This window comes from Capilliphycus salinus ALCB114379, assembly GCF_047276495.1.
GTDB lineage: Bacteria > Cyanobacteriota > Cyanobacteriia > Cyanobacteriales > Microcoleaceae > Capilliphycus > Capilliphycus salinus.
This window is the reverse complement of record NZ_CP178543.1, coordinates 4,052,488-4,070,107: the sequence shown is the minus strand read 5'-3', so window position 1 is coordinate 4,070,107 and position 17,620 is coordinate 4,052,488. Positions and strand designations below refer to the sequence as shown.

Here is a 17,620-nt window from a genome sequence, read left to right as displayed (position 1 = left end):
GGATTGTTTTAGCAAAACCCTTGTCTTGAGAGAGGTTCATGGGAATCTAGCTTGGTTTTGTGTTGGGTGTGACTTGGCTTGACTTCCAACCGTCAAGTTGATGAGATTTTGGGTAAAATGTTAAAACCAGATGAAACTCAATATTCCGGGGAGTAACCCATGTATGATTGGTTTGGTTTATCAAAAATTGATTTACCCTATCTTATAATAAATGCCTTTTGTGATCTTATGCCCGTCGGTTTATTATCAAGTTTTGCTGTCTTTGAGCCTTTAATTTATTTATCAGTTTGCTCAATTTTGATAATATTAGCATACTTGATTTATCAAAAAAAAGGGGCTATTTTTTGGGGAGCCAATCAAAAAATAAAACGAGAAATTAAAGAAGGTCAACAAACTGAAGAACGTTATCGCCAAACCGTCGAAAACTCGCCCAACCCTATATTTTCAGTCGATAGACAAGGTAAAATCAAAATTTGGAATCTAGCCTGTCAGCAAATCTATTGTTATAGTCCAACAATTATTGGTCAGTCTTGGAAAACCCTAGTCCCCGAGGAAACTCTTTCTAAATTTGAAGATCTACTTACCCAAGTTTTTCAACAAAAAAAGTCATTTAGTGGGATTGAAATGGTTTATCGAAGTGCAGACAAAATCCAACATTTTGCCATTTCGCGTTTTTATCCATTGCTGGACGATCAACAACAAGTTAGCGAATGTTTGGTTGCAAATACCAATATTACTGAAAGAAAAAAAAACGAACGAGAACGGGAAAATTTACTGGCACAAGAACAAGCCGAAAAATCGGAAATCAAAAAAATTCTAGAGCGAATCAATGATGGTTTTTTTGCGGTAGACCGTCGGTGGAATATTACCTATTTAAACACGACTGGAGGGGTATTAATCGGAAAAAAGCAAGAAGAATTAATCGGTCAAAACCTCTGGCAAATGTATCCCGAAGCCTTAGACAGTATATTTTATCACGAATATCACAAAGCTTTAAACACCAATACAACCGTTCACTTTGAAGCTTTTTATCCGCCCTTAAACTGCTGGTACGAAGTTCACGCCTACCCCGACGAAAACGGACTTTCAGTTTACTTTCGAGATATCACCGAACCCAAAAATTCACAAACCGCATTAAAAGAGAGCCAAGAATTTCTTCAAACCATTTACGATAACGCTCAGTACGGCATCTTTATTGTAGATGTGTTGGAAAATGGAACCTTTCAATATGTTAAACTCAACCCCATTCACGAACAACTCACCGGATTTTCAACCGAAGAAATCGAAGGAAAAACCCCCCAGGAAATTCTACCACCAGATATTGCCCAAACCCTAGAACAAAATTATCGTCGCTGCATCGAAACAAAAACCGTAATTACCTACGAAGAATTTGTTCCGTTTCGCGGACAAGATTTTTGGTGGCTGACGAGTTTAGCCCCCTTAAAAAACGAAACCGGACGAATTGATCGCATTGTCGGGACAGCAACCAATATAACAGCCTTAAAACAAGCACAAACTCGCTTTCAAAATCTAGCCGCAAACGTACCCGGAGCAATTTTTCGCTATACTTTGCGTAGCGATGGCTCCAATGGGGTAATATACATGAATCCGGGCTGTTATACCCTCTGGGAAGTCGAAGCGGAAGTTGTCGAACAAAGTGCCGAAATTCTCTGGAACCTCATACACCCCGATGATTTACCGGGTATGCAAGAATCGGTACTTGTATCGGCTCAAACTCTACAGCCTTGGTTTTACGAATGGCGAATTACGACAGTTTCCGGTACTCAAAAATGGGTGCAAGGGGCGGGCAAACCCGAACAACAAAGCAACGGTGATATTATTTGGGATACGATCATTATTGATGTGACCGAACTCCGACAGGCGGAAAAACGTTGGCAAAATCTAGCCGCCAATATACCGGGAGTTATTTATCGTTACGTCTTGCATACTGACGGGTCTGATGCGATCACCTATGTTAGTCCTGGTAGCCGAACGCTTTGGGAAATTGAACCCGACCACATTGTACAAAATGTTAAAGTCCTTTGGGATCTTGTTCATCCCGAAGATTTATCGGGAATGAAAGAGTCGCTTCGGGTGTCTGCGGAGACTCTACAACCCTGGTTTTATGAATGGCGAATTGTCACCCCCTCCGGTAAAATTAAGTGGCTGCAAACGGCCGCCAAACCCGAGAAACAACTTAATGGTGATATAATTTGGGATGGATTAATTCTCGATATTAGCGATCGCCAAGCTGCACTTTGCCAGCGTATTCTAGCAGAAATCGCATTGGGCGAAACGGAAGAACGCTATCGATTATTAGCCGAAAATATGAGCGATCTGGTTTGTCTTCACGATCGCGAAGGGCGATATCTTTACGTTAGTCCCTCCTGCAAATCTCTGCTAGAATATAACTGCGAAGAACTGCTCGGACAAAATCCTTATAATTTCTTTCATCCCGAAGATTGCGATCGCATTTTGCAAACCTCTCATCTGGCGGCCCTCAAATGTCAGCCGATCCCCATGACTTATCGAATGCGAAAAAAATCGGGGGATTATATCTGGCTAGAAACCCTCACCAAACCTATTGTAGATCGGAGCGGTCAAGTTATTCGTTTACAGACCACTTCTCGGGATATTACCGATCGCGTTCAAGTCGAACAAAAACTGAGATATGATGCCAAACATGATTCTTTAACGGGATTACCCAACCGCAATCAATTAATTGATCGGATTGAACTTGCACTCGAACGTTTAAAACGTTATCCCGACTTTAATTTTGCGATTTTATTTTTAGACCTTGATCGCTTTAAAATTATTAATGATAGTCTCGGTCATCTGGCGGGAGATGAACTTTTAATTACAGTTGCTCATCTGTTACAGGGATTAATTCGCAGCGTCGATCTGGCGGCCCGTTTTGGCGGCGATGAATTTGTAATTTTACTCGAAGAAATTGACAATATTAACGAAGCGGTTCGGGTCGCCAAACGTATTTTAACAGAATTTCAATCTCCATTTTTATTAAATAAATTAAATCACCAAGAAGTTTTTATTACGCCAAGTCTTGGGATTGTTTACGGTTCTCGTGCTTATAGCCAAGCGATTGATTTGTTGCGGGATGCGGACACGGCGATGTATCGGGCCAAAGCCAAAGGCGGCGAACGCTACGAAATTTTTGACCCCGATATGTACCTACAAGCCCTCAAACGTTTATACTTAGAAAATGATTTGCGTCAGGCTTTAGACCGAGAAGAATTTGTTTTATATTATCAGCCCATTGTTTCTTTAGAAAGCGGTAAAATTGCCGGGATGGAAACTTTAATTCGTTGGCAACATCCGCAAAAAGGGTTAATTCCGCCTTCGGAGTTTATCCCCATTGCTGAAGAAACCGGACTCATTGTTGCGATGGGAATGTGGGTGTTAAAAACCGCTTGTTCTCAGATGAAAGTTTGGCATCAACAATTTCCCCAGACTCGAAATTTAAAACTCAGTGTTAATCTCTCCGTCCGACAACTTCGAGAACCAACTTTAATTAAACAGATCTGTGAATTTTTGGCTTTAACCAATTTTCCCGCCGAATATTTGACAATTGAACTGACCGAAAGTATACTATTAGATGATATTGAAAATGTGATCGGGCTTTTTAATCAACTGCGATCGCATTCGATTCAACTCAGTATTGATGATTTTGGAACGGGTTATTCTTCTCTGAGCTATTTACAACGATTACCCTTAAATACTATCAAAATAGATCGCTCTTTTATCAATTGTATTGGAGAACCGGGACAGCAAAGCGAAATCATCGAAATTATAATGACCCTAGCCGCCAAGTTAAAGTTAGAAGTGGTAGCAGAAGGCATAGAAAACCAAGCCCAACTCGAATATTTAAAACAGATCGGATGTCCCTTTGCCCAAGGTTATTTAATTGCTAAACCTTTAACCGTAGAAGCTTTAACCGCTTTATTTCAACAAAATTGGCAATACAACACCACGTCTAAGCCATAAGTCGGGTGTCTAATGTAGGGGCGCGCCTCCGAATTAATTTATCATTCCCCGCAGACAGCAGATATAAACCCGCCCCTTTCAGTCACCACCGAACCCGTCACCACCGAACCCGTTTTTTTCAGTTAGCAGTTATCATATAATATCCGGTTGGTTAATGCCTGTTATGGGGATGGGGCGGGTTTAACTCAATCTCGGAGTGGTCGTCAAAATTAATGCAGAACCCGCCCCTACATCACAATCATTGATTAGTCGAATATAATATCAGTAACCTCACGATTTCTGACTCGGTGACTCCTGAAAACTGGTGACTGGTGACTGGTGACTGGTGACTGTAAAACTGGTAACTGATAACTGATAACTGGTGACTGTTAAAGCCTTGGTCTGAGGGAAAAATGGCGATAACGGAGATAATCTTCTAAAATGCGATCGTGATCGAAACAAAGATTATTGGGAATGCACCAAGGTTCAAACAACTCTAGATTTTTCGCATCATCGGCGGCCGATGGTTCTCCCTTTGCGGTTGCTAAAAAAACCACAGATAAAGTGTGTTGACGCGGGTCGCGATTCGGGTCAGAATAAACATAAAATTGTTCAATTAATTGTACATCCAATCCCGTTTCTTCTTGAGCTTCCCGTTTGGCTGCGGTTTCGACAGATTCTCCGTAATCAACAAAACCCCCCGGAAGCGCCCAACCGTAGGGCGGGTTACGACGTTCGATCAAAATAATCGGTCGGGCGGGCCGATCAATTAATTCAATAATAATATCAACAGTCGGAGTCGGGTTACGATAGGTCATGGGAATAACAATCAAAAATTAACAAACTTAATTCTGTTAGTTCTGTTCGTCCTCAACCGCTTCAAAATCCGATTCGGGAGGCTGAGGAGATTCAGTCTTGATAACCGTCGGAATTCGTTCTAAAATACCGTTCATCACCTGTTCAGGCGTATCATTAACAGTAACCCTCAATTTCACATCCGCTTGGGCATAAAGAGGCTGTCGCTGTGTAACAATCTCTTGCAAGCGACCCAAAGGATTATCGTGTTGAAGTAGAGGTCTGGAAGTGTCTCCTTTTAAGCGGTGGTAAAGGTCTTCGGGAGAAACATCCAACCAAACAATTAAACCGTGACGGAGATAACTCCAGTTCGCCCGTTGGAGAATAATACCGCCTCCGGTCGCCACCACCAACCGTTGATAGGCGCATAACTGAGACAATACCTGAGATTCTAACGTTCTAAAGGCTTCCTCGCCCTGTTCGGCAAAAATTTCATTAATTGACTGACCCGCAACTTGAGTAATCACCTCATCCGTATCAACAAAACCATAACCCAACTGTTGAGCTAACAATTTTCCCACAGTCGTTTTACCTGCACCCATCATACCGATGAGATAAAGATTAATTCCTCTCAATAAATCATTCACGGGACTTGTCTTGAAAAACTTTAATTATTATAGGAACTCAGCGGTACAAAAGGAATTAATCGCCCCAAAAATATTCTACAATTCAGTAGAAGGACGGCGATCGCTTGAATCGCTCGAATCGCTCGAATCACTCGAACCGGTTGAAGATTCTTCTGTGTCGTCTTCTTCAGTGAGTTCCCAGTCTTCTTCTGACTCCTCTTGAATTTCCGTAACCGGAGGAGGCGGAGGCGTAATAATGCGATAATCGGCATCGTAGACCGATTCTGATTTTCCGGCGCCCGTATCTGCGCCTTCGCGATACCCGTAAGAATACACCGAACCCGTCCAAGACTCCCGTTGAGGTTTTTGTTCAACTTCATAGTGATCTCGGCGAGAATATTCCGATTCTGAATTCTCCGACGATCTCACCTCTGAAGCTTCAGATCGAGGTTCACTGTAAGAAGAAGAAGTTTCTTGCTCATTCCAACCGGCCGAAGAAGGTGTAGAATAACTAGATTGCCGTTCTTCTTCTTCGTCCAATCCCCAATCTTCCTCATCCCAAGATTGAGGAATCGGTCTAACTTCGGTTTCCCAATCATCATTACCCGAAACCGTTGAACGGGAACTCGCCGCAGACGAGGCACTTGTAGAAGCGCTTGCAGTGCTAGAACCCTTGCCGAAAGGAGAATAAGAAGATTTTGGTTCGCGAGTCGGTTCGGAAGTAAAACCCGTAGGTTGAACCGGCGGTTTAGGGGAACGGGGCGGAGGAGAACTGCTAGCAACCCCGGCACCGGCACCCGACAACTGAAACAAACCCCAGATCAGCAGCGATAAAAATACCCCTACCGCGATCGCCATGACTATCCAAAACGACAGGGGAAACGCAGGCGACTGACTCCCCAAAAAAACCAGGGACAAAGACGGAGAGAGATTCTGGGCGACGAGCAAAGCCAGTCCCGCCACAGCAATCAAAAAAATAACCAGATTCGCTACAGACATGGATAATGAGGTCAGTTGCTAGGTGTACAGCCGGGGAGAAAATCAACAGTATTCAGTCCTGTTTCCAGCGTTTGAGAGGTACACAGTCGATCTCGAGTTGATCGAGAGTACGCGCTACCACAAAGTCTACTAAATCTTCAATCGTTTGAGGGTGGTGATACCAAGCCGGAATAGCCGGAACGATGCGAACCCCCGCTTCGGCGAGTGTGGTCAAATTGCGTAAATGAATCAAACTCAAGGGAGTTTCTCGGGGTACGACAACCAATTTCCGCCCTTCTTTGAGTTGGACATCGGCCGCGCGTTCGAGTAAATCCGAGCTTAACCCATTGGCAAGTTTACTGACCGTACTCATGCTACAGGGAATCACGACCATTCCCAAAGTGCGGAAAGAACCGCTGGCGATATTGGCGCCGACATCTTGCCAAGCGTGACAGCGCAATTTTCCCAAAGTGGGAACTCCCGCCTGTTCTCGCCAAAATTCGGCTTGCCCAGAGGGGTCGGGAGGCATCCGAACACTTTGTTCGCTTTGCCAGACCATATAAGCCGATTTGGAAGATACCAACTCAATGGCAAAGTCAGCCTCCAGTAGATATTTTAGCGTTCGCACCGCATAGATGAGTCCAGATGCGCCTGAGACACCGATAATTAGGGGTTTTTGTTGGTTCATGGATTAAACAGTTAACAGTTAACAGGTATCCGGTGTCAGGTGTCAGGTCAAAGGTGTCATGTAGGGGCGGGTTCGGTGTTAATGTATGTTTTCCCACAGACAACTGATATAAACCCGCCCCGGAGTCAGAAGAAGTCAGGAGTTGCTGTGTTCAGGAGTTGCTGTGTTCAGGAGTTCAGGAGGAAAGAAGCCATCGAAAAAACTCTTACCCCTTACCCCTTCCCCCTTACCCCTTCCCCCTTACCCCTTACCCCTTCCCCCTTTCCCTTTTAATAATTGTTATAGGGATCGTCGGCATCATCACCGGCTTCACTACCGCCGCCAACAGCAACCAAATCAATTTGTTGGCGATAGTAGTCTACACTCTTGACCTGCACTTCGACGTTATCACCCAAACGGTACTGATTGCGGTTTTTGCGACCCACCAAAGTTTGTTGACGGGAGCGGTATTCGTACCAATCATCTTTGAGAGAAGACACATGAACCAACCCTTCGACCCGCAACAACGAACCGCCAGGAGATTCAACTTCAATTTCGACAAAAAACCCGTAAGACTGCACCCCGGTAATCAATCCGATAAAGGTTTGACCGGTGCGGGCTTTCATAAATCCGGTTTTCTTCAACCCTTCTAAGTCTTCTTCGGCATCAACCGCCACGCTTTCGCGTTCGGTCAAATGTACCACCAACTGGGCAAACTGAGAATCTAATTCGGCTTGTAAATCCGGGGGAAGCACGTTCCAGGCGATTTTACCGTGACAGGAGGAATGACCCAAATTCACCCGATCTTTAGAACGAGTCGAACGGCGGTCGCGTCCTTCTTCAAAAATCGCTTTTAACACTCGCGAAATCAGAATATCGGTATAGCGAGATAGCGGTGCGGTGCAATGGGTATAACAGTCGAGAGCCAAGCCAAAATGAGGTTTGGCGGTGGTGCTGTAGACGGCAGGTTTGAGGCTATCTTCCAGCAAATAGGTTAACACCCGTTCCGATTTTGAGCCAGCCAAATCTTCCACAAAAGACTGAAAATCGGCTGATCGAACTTCTTCTTCGTTTTCAAGCTCCATTTCACAGCCTAAGTGGGTGGCCAGTTTCACCAATTCGGTCACATCCGCCGGATCGGGGGACGGTTGCACCCGATAGATCGCAGGTAAACTCAACGCCTGGAGATGGCTGGCGACCACTTGGTTGGCCAAGACAATCAACTCCGACACCATCGCCTGGGCGACGGAAACCGAAGCGACGACAATCGGCCCGATTTCTCCCTCATCATCAAAATGACAGTGAGTATCAAGCAGGTTTAATTCAAATCCTCCTCGCGCCCACCGCATTTGTCGCACCGCCCGACTGACTTCTAAGAGATTTTCTAAAATGGGAACAATTTCAGGCGGACCGGCTTCCATGCCATCGAGAATGGCCTGAGCGGTTTTATAATCGACTTGATGATCGACTTTGATCACACTGGGCTGAATTTCAAACTCAAGCAGTCTTCCGGTCGGATTGAGTTTGATCAGAATCGACAGGGTGAGACGTTCGGCATCGGGTAACAGCGCCAGGCGATCGCAACTGAGTTCTTTGGGAATAATCGGGATGTATTTATCGGCCAGATAAATCGCGGTTCCCCGTTTGCGGGCTTCGCGATCGAGTCCGGTATCGGGGGCGACATAGTGGGCAACATCGACAATGTGAATCCCCAAATTCCAGTCGCCAGAATCCTCTTGTTCGAGGGTAAAAGCGCGATCGATGCAATATTGGGCGGATTCTTTTTCTTCTTCATCTAAAACCGAAAATTCGGGATTTCCTAAATCCGGTTGAAATGTAATCGTGAACAGTTTTCGTAAATCGACCCGGTTTTTATAGTCGGATTTTTTAATTTGAGTGGGCAAAGATTCGGCTTCGACTCGAGCATACTGGGAAAAAGCCCGGGGTAAATCATGTTTGCAGCAAACGATATCCAAATCATCCGCTTCTTCGGCATCCGATCCTAAAATCTGCACCACATGACCGACGGGGCGATGAATTCCCAACGGATAACGAACCACTTCCACATGAACTAAGTGATCGATGGCTTCTTGTAGTTCGGGGGATTGTTCCATCAAATCCAATTCAAACAGGAGGCGATCGTCGAGGGGTACGGCGCGAAATCCTTTTGTCGTGTGTTTGATCCGTGCCAGTACCGACGGGTTGGCCCGTTCGAGAATCAGATAAACTTCTCCTTCCGGAGAGCGACGCCGGCTTCCTTCTTTGATGATTTTCACCAAGACGCGATCGCCATTCCAAGCGCTGCTGAGATGACTTTCTCGGATGTAGACATCTTCTGCGCCTTCTGCGTCTTGAATGGCAAAGCAGAAGCCTTTACTCGAACAGCGCAGTTTGGCTTCAACCACGTTTTCTTGTCCGACTCGGCGATAACGGCCTTTATCTTTTTCTAAGATGCCAATTCGCTCTAACGCATCTAAAGCGATTTGAAATTTCCGTAAACTGTCGTCATCCGGAGCGAGTTTTTTTTCTAACGCTTTGGGGGCGACCAGTTTATCTTCTGAAAAATTAGCCAACAGTGTAGCGATTGAAAATTCCATGTAGCGGTCTTTCCTTGTTGTCTGTGCGATCGGTTCACTTGTCTTGACACGCATCTCCATCTGTTGGGGTCACTCGGCGCGATTCTCCTCGACGATCGCAAACGGCGAACAATTCAATGAAATTGAAACAATACAGCCGCCATTTGAGCAAGGTTCGAGGAGAATGTTGGAGATTGCCTAAACCGAGTTGACGATGGGTGGAACTACACCCTAACTCTTTGTCTGAAAAGACAATGATACAATTGAGGGCAACTGCTCCTCTCGGGCGTAGAAGATGCCCAACAGATTGAGGACTGTCTTCACAATTGATTTCCCTAGCTACGGCGTAATTTCATCTGGATGATGTCCACCTGAAAGTAGATTGATTCATCGAGACGGTAGCATTAGGAACTGCTGCGTCAATGACAAATGCTTTAGTCAGTATACCCCATATTAGGTTACTATTATGTTTGCTCAATTTCGATCTCGCTACCCTACAGGAAGTTTAATCTCGGAGTTACTGGCGATCGATCATGGCTTGTATGTGGTTCGGGTGGTTGTAGAAGTTGATCGTCGAATTGTTTCATCGGCGTTGGCTGCGGCGAATACCGTTGAATTGGCAGAAGATAACGCCCGCTTGCGTGCGCTTCAAGTTCTCGCGATTGAAGGGTCTACGGCTGTACCTCAGGTTTCGACGACCCGTTCTTTTGCGACTCCTGGCAATTCTACTCAATTTGAACTCAATTCTTCTGTTAATTCTTCTCCCGAACCGGCCGAACTTCCCGAAGCGTCTTCTTCGTCAGAGTCCCCGGTTGAACCTTCTCTGACCATTTCTGATTCACAAGAAGATTGGTCTTCTGGGGCGAGTTCTTCAGACGATTGGCTGTCTGCTACTTATATTAAACCCAGTTCTTCCCCAAAATCCTCAACAACCGATGTAAGTTCGACTAACTCAACCAAGGGACGAAGCGCCTCTTTACCTCCCATACCGGATGCTTCCAAGGAAACTAATAATGACATTCCCTTCTACTCCGAAGACCATTCGGTGACGTCTGGCGCTTCTCAAACCTCCAAACAGAGAAAGTCCAAACCCCCCCTTGAGTCTACCGATTTTTCTTCGGAAATTGCCCGAACCGATCTCGAACTCAAACGTTTGGGTTGGACAACCGAACAAGGCGTCGAACATTTACAGAAAACCTACGGAAAGCGATCGCGCCATCAGCTTACTGAAGATGAGTTGTTGGACTTTTTGCATTATCTCGAATGTCTTCCCACTCCCACACCCCACGCAGACAGTTAAACAGGGAACAGGGAACGCCGGATCAGGGAACGCCGGATCAGGGAATAGTTTTTTCAGTCAACAGTGACCAGTACACAGTCAACAGGTCTCAGGTGAAATCATCACTTTTCACGGAAAAAAACTGGTGACTGGTGACTGGTGACTGGTGACTGACTAATTAGCCGCCGTTGTTCGCCCCGACGTGGGCGGGAATGGCTTTGCGATCGTAAACGCTATCAATTAAACCATAGTCAACCGCTTCTTGGGCGGACATAAAGAAATCCCGTTCGGTATCTTCTTCAATGCGAGACAGGGGTTGACCGGTGTGATCGGCGAGACTTTCGTTGAGGCGTTTTTTCAAGTAAAGAATTTCTTTGGCTTGAATTTCAATATCGGTTGCTTGTCCTTGGGCGCCCCCTAACGGTTGGTGAATCATAATCCGAGAATGGGGTAGACTCATCCGCTTTCCTTTGGCGCCCGCACTCAGCAAGAATGCGCCCATACTCGCCGCCAACCCAATACAAATGGTGCTAACATCGGGGCGAATATGATTCATGGTATCGTATATCCCCAATCCTGCGGAAACTGAACCCCCCGGAGAGTTGATGTACAGGTAAATATCCTTTTCGGGATCTTCTGCATCGAGGTACAGCATTTGAGCAACAATCAGGTTGGCTAGATCTGCGGTTACTTGTTGTCCTAGAAATATAATGCGATCGCGTAGAAGTCGGGAATATATATCAAAGGCGCGTTCGCCTCGACCCGATTGTTCAATAACGGTTGGAATCATACTAACCCACCAATCAAGTTCACATTCATTGATTGTAGCGACTGTTGGGAGGGTAGGAGTCACAGGTTAGGGAATTATTAGCACCTTTAAAGTTCGCGATCGCCGCCAAGAAGTCGCTCAACCAGTTGATGCTGTCGGTCGAGGATCGAGTTGAAGGTTTGCATCTGGTTGTTGTTGTACTCTCTCAACTCCGAGAGCAGTTCGCGGATTAAGACGCTGCTCTCCTTCTGGTTTTGTTGGATTTGCCAGAAAAGGTAAAGAACCAGGGCATTAGTCCCGAAATCGATAGCCGTTTGAATGGGAAATTCATCCATTGAAAAAATCCTCCGAAAACTTGCGTCAATATTGACGCATTTCTACGGACGCTCAAAGCCCGTCAGAACGGAGTATAACGGGAATTGTCCTCCAGACGGTAAAACCTATGGCAACCGCGATCACCCTGTCTTCTACTACCGCAGAAGGCCAACTTCTCGAATGCGTCAAGAACATTGCTGATTTAGAGAACACCGAAGCCAATAACCCTGACGCCAGTGAGATTATCAACTCGATGAACTCCAACTTGGAGGCTGGCACTGTTACGGTTTCGCTGACCATTCCAATCACCACAACCAAAGGCCCTTCGGGAAATTTGCAGGTCACGGCTACTCCCTTGTTTATTGATTAATGTGGATTTAATTACCCTTGGATTGCTAATTACGGCAGTTGCAGAGGGTTTGGTTATTTTGGGATTTATTTGGAAAGTAGCGGCAAAGTACGGAGAGTTAAAGCACGGAATCGAATCGAATAGAAACGATTTAAACAACGCTTTTAATACTCTCCGTTCACAAATTAGAAATCAAGATTATCTGCTACAGTCCCAAATTTCCCACATCCAAGAACATTGCTCTCGAACTTCCGATTATCACCCCCCTACACTCAGAACATTTGAAGGAGATTAATTTATCATGCCTGACGCAGCCGTAAAAGCTGAAATTGATGCGGTTAAAGCAGCTTACGCCGCCGATACAAGTACAAACAAAAGTCCGCGAACCGCTTCGGGTTACGCCGATATGTGGATAGATTTGGAATCGGGAACCAAAACAAAATTTAGAGTTCCGGCTAGAATCATTCTGCTGTTTGATTTTTCAGAGGATAAATCAAATGGCAGCGCTAAAAAAGCGGTATTTGGCAAGAAAAAGAAAACGGGAACAGGTGACAGCAACGTTCGCAATCAGAAATCTGATCTGATCACTTTGACAGGAGGTCAGGCTATCGGCAAGGTGATTTATATTCCGTTGAAAACGCCGTTAAAAGAAAAGCGAGGGACTAAGGAAGTAACGGTTAGACAGACTTCCCTCCGGGTTCCTCAAGTTGCAAGTCGGGACGCGGTGAGCCTGTTTCTCAAGTTAAACTGCGACGCCAAAAAAGCTCCGGTTTTCTGGTTTACTGAGGGGAAAAAATCAAAAGTGATTATTCCTGATAAGCTTGACGCTGCTGCTTTGGGTAACATCAAGTCAATTAGAGCCGAGGGAGAAACCGCCCCTTAATGAATGATCAGCTACTTTCCGACGCCAAATGGATTCCAATTTATAACAAGCGGATTGAAGATAGAGAAAATCCGCTTGCTCCCATTCAATTTAAACAGGAATTTTATAAGCACGTTATTCGAGTGCAGATTACCGCCGATAAAATCCCGAAAAACTGGAAATATGCGGGATATTTAATTCATAGACTTGACAACTTCACCACCAACCCCTTCATCGCCGAAAATATCTCGATACAGGTAAACGTTCGGCAGTTGGTGAACCTACAAGACTTGACCAGTCGATTTTACTTGGAATTTCAACCTATGAGCCGCTTTTTGTGGATGAATGTTAAAATTGAGTTTTTCGACGGTCAACTTTAGTGCAACGAACCCACAGCCTTACTATACACCTTGGAACGTTTAAGTTCCTTGAAGACAGCACCATTATCGCCAACCATTCAGTTGATATTAGACAGGCGATTATTGATTATTTCACCTTGAGCTATTTAAACCCTCGTCCAGTTTCTTCGGCTGTCGCGCTAGAGATGTTACAGGTTAATTGGAAACTTCCATTTTTGTATCGCTCCCTAAAATTACCCGATTACGATCCCGAAATTGCCAAACCTGCTGATATTATCTATCAAGAACTTGAGTTTCAATCGACTTATAACGAAACGACCGGCCACGCGGTTAAACTGAAAATCAACTGTGGAGATTATAAGACTGAAAAGTTATTCTACAATCCGGGATTAGAACGCTCGGAAGACTTGATTACTCCCAACCTGACGGTTAACGACGTTTTCCTAGCCGATCAGCGAAATATTTTAGAGATGAACTTAACTATTCCAACCAATCGGACTCTTGGCGTTAGCGATTATTTTAGTATTATTGCCGGGGCAACTGTTAGAGTTGATCTAGAAGTCGATGCGGTGCTTTAAATAAATGGGGAAACGGGTTGGGGTTGTCAGCGGCGAAAATGACTGGACTAAATACGCTTACACGGCTAGTGCCATCAGCAAGCGAACCGGGTTAACTCGCCGTGAAATTGAGCAGATGAGAAGAGAAGCTAGGCAAGAAGTATCTGACTCTATTGATATCAACGAGCGGGTTACTTACAAGCCAGACAACAGAAAACGCGGCATTGGAGAGGGGAGAGGGGTTGGTCAACTAGGAAGAAAAACATCCCCGTTTTCCTTGTCTTTTGGAAAAGATGGCGTTGGGTTTGGAATTGGAGGCGGTGGATTTGGAGTTACAAAAAATCCGGGCGGGGGCGGGTCGGTTAGCTTTCCTGGCGGAATGAAAATGGAGGTTGTAAACAAGGGCTGTTATGTAGTTAAATTATTTTATATTTTCGGTCAATACTCTTATTCAGATATTGATAGAAAACCCGGTTGTGATGATGATGGCGGTGGTAACGATGGTAATAGTAATGAAAATGATCCGCCTCATTGCGGGGGTAAAGGATCGCCAGCCGGATTGATACCCGAATGCTTAAGAGGAACGGGAAAAGTAGTTAATTTTTTTTACTTTATATCTCGACAATATGATGCAGAAGGTGATGACAAAAACGGAAAAAAACATAAATCGGAACAAAAAAGTATTTTTGAAAGTGTAGAAATGGATTTACCAAATAAATCATTGACTTACACAAGAAGAAGAAGAGATTACAGGATTGCAGCAGATAAAGTTAATAGTGACGCTGACGAAACAGAAAGTGTAACAAGAACTTTTAGTCAGATTGGTAGTAGTAACAGATACAGGGGAACATTAGAAGATTTTGAGGCGGGTATGCAGAGAACCTCCGTTTACTGGAATCAAACAATAGCACAAAGTGTTCCCGGAAGTATTTCAAGAAATGACGGCGGGTACATTGGGAATACTTGGATAGACCCAAGAAAATTTGAGTCGAGTGCTTGGGTAATAGCTGTCACTGATGACCCTTTAGGCGCGTCTTGTAACCCTAAAGGTGATGAAGGTTGTAGTAAAGGTAGTAGGGGAAAAGGCAAACCTCCCCCGCCCAATGATCCAAAAGGAAGAAAACCGCCAGGGGGAAGAAAACCACCGTTCAAAGGAGAAGATAAAGGAGACGACATGAACTGCTGTAAAAAGTTAATGGCTAATTTGGGACTGGATAAATTCCCCGGTGAAGTTCCACCAAGCTTATTAGATACAGAAGATAAACCACCGAGAAAAATTGAAACATTAGTTGATTTACTTCTTTACTTGATGGAGTCTTTAGACGAACGACTAGGAAAATATCCGATTGATGTAGAAATAGAAGACGTTGACCCTCTTAAAAAAGGAAAGCAATCTGAAGTATTAACATTTCCCAACATTGCCGAAATGTTAGCCGAATCCTACGGTTTACAAATGAAAACCGCCTTGGATTCTCAAGTTAATCAAACAATGATTACAAACCTATTAATTGAAAATGGATTGCAGAAAGCTGCACTAACACGAATTGAGAATGTGTTGGATGAGTTTATAGAATACTTCGGTTGGGACGTTAAGGAATCGACAACAGAAATAGATATCCCCTACACTCCCAACAAAGGAAACTATGACGAGTTGTTGAAACGTTCAAAGCTTGAAGTCAAACGAATTGACCGAAAAATCGATAAAGACAACCCCGCCTTTGATCAGATAATGGAAGTATTGCTGGAAGCCGCTGCAATTGTTAAGCAAGTTAACTGGCGAAAAATTAACCCCAACGGAAACGTCGCCTCTCAAATTGCAGATTACGCCCGACTGGGATTGGATATTTATCGGGAGGTGAAAGACAAAAAAGGCGATGATTGGGATGAGTTTAAAAAGATGGTTGAAAATGGTTATGGTCAGACAAAACCGGGGGAAGTCGTCGATAAGTCGGATTTACCTGTTATTCGAGAAATAGAAAATGATTGATTAAAGAAATGAAGTTATTAAAATCAAGCGGAACTCAAACTTTAGCTCTAACCAGTGCAGTTACGTCAATTGTAACTCCCAATATTGCTACAACCGTCGGAACAATTCCTTATGCGAGTTACCGGATAAATTTTAATTACAACAAGTTGCGTTTGTACAAAAAACTTGAAAACTTGGATGAGGCGCCTTTACCCCTTGGCGATGAAAAATTAGATTTTGCGGTGATTGTTCGCAATTACCCTCACATTCGGTTAGATATTTTTATGGGGGCTGATGCAATTGCTTCGGAGTACCTGTTAAATCACGGCATTATATTAACCGATGAAGTTGAGTTTAACATCCCAATAGAATTTACCGACTCTTTAACGTTTAATTTGGTTAACACCGGACACGGATTGCTAACAGGAGATGATAAAATAAACGTTATCTTAAGTTATGAATATACGGTAATAGGAGAATGAGTTTATCCGATGAAGAACTGATCGCGCTGCTTTCAACACAATCAACCGAAGCCGTAATTTCCCAATCAACTGTTTATCCTCCCTATATAAGAGAAGACATCGACCTCTACACATACTTGGGGTTATCAAATGAAGATATTGTAACAATCACTGTACATGGCTTTGGCTTTTCACCATCAGGAACAAGTGTAAATATTGATGGTTTTTTCTCTTTCAATGAAAGTGATGTCGTTAATAATCAAATCTTTAACGTTAAAGTAAAATCTTTTATTGAAATTGAGTTAACACTATTAATTCGACAATATGGTTTAAAAAAAATAACTGTAACAACTCCTAACGGAAGTAGCGAACAGTGGGGTGATAAATTTCTAAGAATTATTGAACCAATACAAACAATTGGGGTGAATGGCTGGTTAGACTTTAGAAGCTATCAACCGCAAAACGTCGTAACAACAGCTAACTACACACAGCCTGATAAAACTTTCTCAAATTCAGGACTGTTACAAAATTCTTCAGGACTAACCCGCAGTTCCACAGCCTACAATAACTTTCAAGCTATTTTTACAAATTTACAAATTCCGGTAAATAGTCCATTTAAGTTAGAGTTTATTCTTCAGTTTTGGAGTGGTAGCTATGTTGTAAGCGGAGGATTTGGCACTATTGATGCTGACTGGACTAAAAATATAAAAAGTAACGCTACGGCTTTATTTTCGCTAGAGAACAGAGCTTGGTCGTCTAGTTATTATGCTAGTCGCAATGGAGCTTATTACAATAAACAATTTGTGACGGGGAACAACTGGAACAACTCCTACATTCATATAGCTATAGACTATTATCCAGCCGATAAAGTTGAAATAGTAGCCTATTCTAGAGCTAGTTTAAGTTACGATTGGAGTCAAATCGGGACTGGAGAATTTATCTGCAACTTTAAGCAACTTAACCCAGATACAGGAGTAAAAGGCGGGGCTTACAGCGCATCAGACAACAAACTTTGTCCCTACATTGAAATAGCTAGTTCGTCCAGTCTGAGTTATATTGTCGCTATGAAACTGTATTAAA

16 protein-coding genes are annotated in these 17,620 nt (G+C 43.9%); 9 read left to right on the top strand and 7 right to left on the bottom strand.

Annotated features, from left to right (window positions below):
* Window positions 1–159 precede the first annotated feature (159 nt).
* Entirely contained in the window at window positions 160–4,002 is a 3,843-nt protein-coding gene (locus tag ACL6C3_RS16910; RefSeq protein WP_413160098.1) for an EAL domain-containing protein, read from the top strand.
* Between the two features lie 368 nt (window positions 4,003–4,370).
* Here the strand turns inward: ACL6C3_RS16910 and ACL6C3_RS16905 are convergent, their stop codons facing one another.
* The 5 genes from ACL6C3_RS16905 to ACL6C3_RS16885 form a co-directional block, all read right to left on the bottom strand.
* Window positions 4,371–4,799, bottom strand: a complete 429-nt coding sequence (locus ACL6C3_RS16905) for an NUDIX domain-containing protein (protein WP_413160097.1) — start codon at window positions 4,797–4,799, stop codon at window positions 4,371–4,373.
* A gap of 36 nt (window positions 4,800–4,835) precedes the next feature.
* Window positions 4,836–5,423, bottom strand: coding sequence for a shikimate kinase (locus tag ACL6C3_RS16900; RefSeq protein WP_413160096.1), 588 nt, complete (start codon window positions 5,421–5,423; stop codon window positions 4,836–4,838).
* Window positions 5,424–5,498: 75 nt separating this feature from the next.
* A complete protein-coding gene (locus tag ACL6C3_RS16895; protein ID WP_413160095.1) occupies window positions 5,499–6,401 on the bottom strand; it encodes a hypothetical protein in 903 nt (300 codons plus the stop codon).
* 52 nt (window positions 6,402–6,453) lie between these two features.
* On the bottom strand, window positions 6,454–7,068 hold the full coding sequence (locus ACL6C3_RS16890) for a flavin prenyltransferase UbiX (protein WP_413160094.1): 615 nt from the start codon (window positions 7,066–7,068) through the stop codon (window positions 6,454–6,456).
* A gap of 269 nt (window positions 7,069–7,337) precedes the next feature.
* Window positions 7,338–9,644 (bottom strand): ribonuclease R family protein, encoded by a 2,307-nt coding sequence (locus tag ACL6C3_RS16885; protein WP_413168349.1) that lies wholly within the window; start codon window positions 9,642–9,644, stop codon window positions 7,338–7,340.
* Between the two features lie 445 nt (window positions 9,645–10,089).
* On the opposite strand from ACL6C3_RS16885, the gene ACL6C3_RS16880 reads away from it, so the two are divergent.
* Entirely contained in the window at window positions 10,090–10,923 is an 834-nt protein-coding gene (locus ACL6C3_RS16880; protein WP_413160093.1) for a hypothetical protein, read from the top strand.
* Window positions 10,924–11,080: 157 nt separating this feature from the next.
* On the opposite strand, the gene clpP is transcribed toward ACL6C3_RS16880, so the two are convergent.
* Window positions 11,081–11,692 (bottom strand): ATP-dependent Clp endopeptidase proteolytic subunit ClpP, encoded by a 612-nt coding sequence (clpP, locus tag ACL6C3_RS16875; protein ID WP_413160092.1) that lies wholly within the window; start codon window positions 11,690–11,692, stop codon window positions 11,081–11,083.
* Between the two features lie 86 nt (window positions 11,693–11,778).
* Window positions 11,779–12,006, bottom strand: a complete 228-nt coding sequence (locus ACL6C3_RS16870; RefSeq protein ID WP_413160091.1) for a hypothetical protein — start codon at window positions 12,004–12,006, stop codon at window positions 11,779–11,781.
* 107 nt (window positions 12,007–12,113) lie between these two features.
* On the opposite strand from ACL6C3_RS16870, the gene ACL6C3_RS16865 reads away from it, so the two are divergent.
* From ACL6C3_RS16865 to ACL6C3_RS16835, 7 genes are all read left to right on the top strand, one after another.
* Window positions 12,114–12,356 (top strand): hypothetical protein, encoded by a 243-nt coding sequence (locus ACL6C3_RS16865; protein ID WP_413160090.1) that lies wholly within the window; start codon window positions 12,114–12,116, stop codon window positions 12,354–12,356.
* A gap of 280 nt (window positions 12,357–12,636) precedes the next feature.
* A complete protein-coding gene (locus ACL6C3_RS16860; RefSeq protein ID WP_413160089.1) occupies window positions 12,637–13,218 on the top strand; it encodes a hypothetical protein in 582 nt (193 codons plus the stop codon).
* A complete protein-coding gene (locus tag ACL6C3_RS16855; RefSeq protein WP_413160088.1) occupies window positions 13,218–13,577 on the top strand; it encodes a hypothetical protein in 360 nt (119 codons plus the stop codon). Before ACL6C3_RS16860 ends, ACL6C3_RS16855 begins: the two co-directional genes overlap by 1 nt.
* The gene (locus tag ACL6C3_RS16850; protein WP_413160087.1) at window positions 13,577–14,134 is read left to right on the top strand and encodes a hypothetical protein; all 558 of its coding nucleotides are present in this window, start codon (window positions 13,577–13,579) and stop codon (window positions 14,132–14,134) included. The genes ACL6C3_RS16855 and ACL6C3_RS16850 overlap by 1 nt, the downstream gene beginning before the upstream one ends.
* A 4-nt stretch (window positions 14,135–14,138) precedes the next feature.
* A complete protein-coding gene (locus ACL6C3_RS16845; RefSeq protein ID WP_413160086.1) occupies window positions 14,139–16,100 on the top strand; it encodes a hypothetical protein in 1,962 nt (653 codons plus the stop codon).
* A gap of 8 nt (window positions 16,101–16,108) precedes the next feature.
* A complete protein-coding gene (locus ACL6C3_RS16840; RefSeq protein WP_413160085.1) occupies window positions 16,109–16,561 on the top strand; it encodes a hypothetical protein in 453 nt (150 codons plus the stop codon).
* Window positions 16,558–17,619 carry a hypothetical protein gene (locus ACL6C3_RS16835; protein WP_413160084.1) on the top strand — a complete coding sequence of 354 codons (1,062 nt, stop codon included), beginning with the start codon at window positions 16,558–16,560 and terminating at the stop codon, window positions 17,617–17,619. Before ACL6C3_RS16840 ends, ACL6C3_RS16835 begins: the two co-directional genes overlap by 4 nt.
* Window position 17,620: the final 1 nt, after the last annotated feature.

Bases quoted from the DNA above. Each gene is read 5' to 3' on its own strand.
- ACL6C3_RS16910 (WP_413160098.1), top strand. From the start codon at position 160: ATGTATGATTGGTTTGGTTTATCAAAAATTGATTTACCCTATCTTATA.
- ACL6C3_RS16905 (WP_413160097.1), bottom strand. From the start codon at position 4,799: ATGACCTATCGTAACCCGACTCCGACTGTTGATATTATTATTGAATTA.
- ACL6C3_RS16895 (WP_413160095.1), bottom strand. From the start codon at position 6,401: ATGTCTGTAGCGAATCTGGTTATTTTTTTGATTGCTGTGGCGGGACTG.
- ACL6C3_RS16890 (WP_413160094.1), bottom strand. From the start codon at position 7,068: ATGAACCAACAAAAACCCCTAATTATCGGTGTCTCAGGCGCATCTGGA.
- ACL6C3_RS16885 (WP_413168349.1), bottom strand. From the start codon at position 9,644: ATGGAATTTTCAATCGCTACACTGTTGGCTAATTTTTCAGAAGATAAA.
- ACL6C3_RS16880 (WP_413160093.1), top strand. From the start codon at position 10,090: ATGTTTGCTCAATTTCGATCTCGCTACCCTACAGGAAGTTTAATCTCG.
- clpP (WP_413160092.1), bottom strand. From the start codon at position 11,692: ATGATTCCAACCGTTATTGAACAATCGGGTCGAGGCGAACGCGCCTTT.
- ACL6C3_RS16870 (WP_413160091.1), bottom strand. From the start codon at position 12,006: ATGGATGAATTTCCCATTCAAACGGCTATCGATTTCGGGACTAATGCC.
- ACL6C3_RS16865 (WP_413160090.1), top strand. From the start codon at position 12,114: ATGGCAACCGCGATCACCCTGTCTTCTACTACCGCAGAAGGCCAACTT.
- ACL6C3_RS16860 (WP_413160089.1), top strand. From the start codon at position 12,637: ATGCCTGACGCAGCCGTAAAAGCTGAAATTGATGCGGTTAAAGCAGCT.
- ACL6C3_RS16855 (WP_413160088.1), top strand. From the start codon at position 13,218: ATGAATGATCAGCTACTTTCCGACGCCAAATGGATTCCAATTTATAAC.
- ACL6C3_RS16845 (WP_413160086.1), top strand. From the start codon at position 14,139: ATGGGGAAACGGGTTGGGGTTGTCAGCGGCGAAAATGACTGGACTAAA.
- ACL6C3_RS16840 (WP_413160085.1), top strand. From the start codon at position 16,109: ATGAAGTTATTAAAATCAAGCGGAACTCAAACTTTAGCTCTAACCAGT.
- ACL6C3_RS16835 (WP_413160084.1), top strand. From the start codon at position 16,558: ATGAGTTTATCCGATGAAGAACTGATCGCGCTGCTTTCAACACAATCA.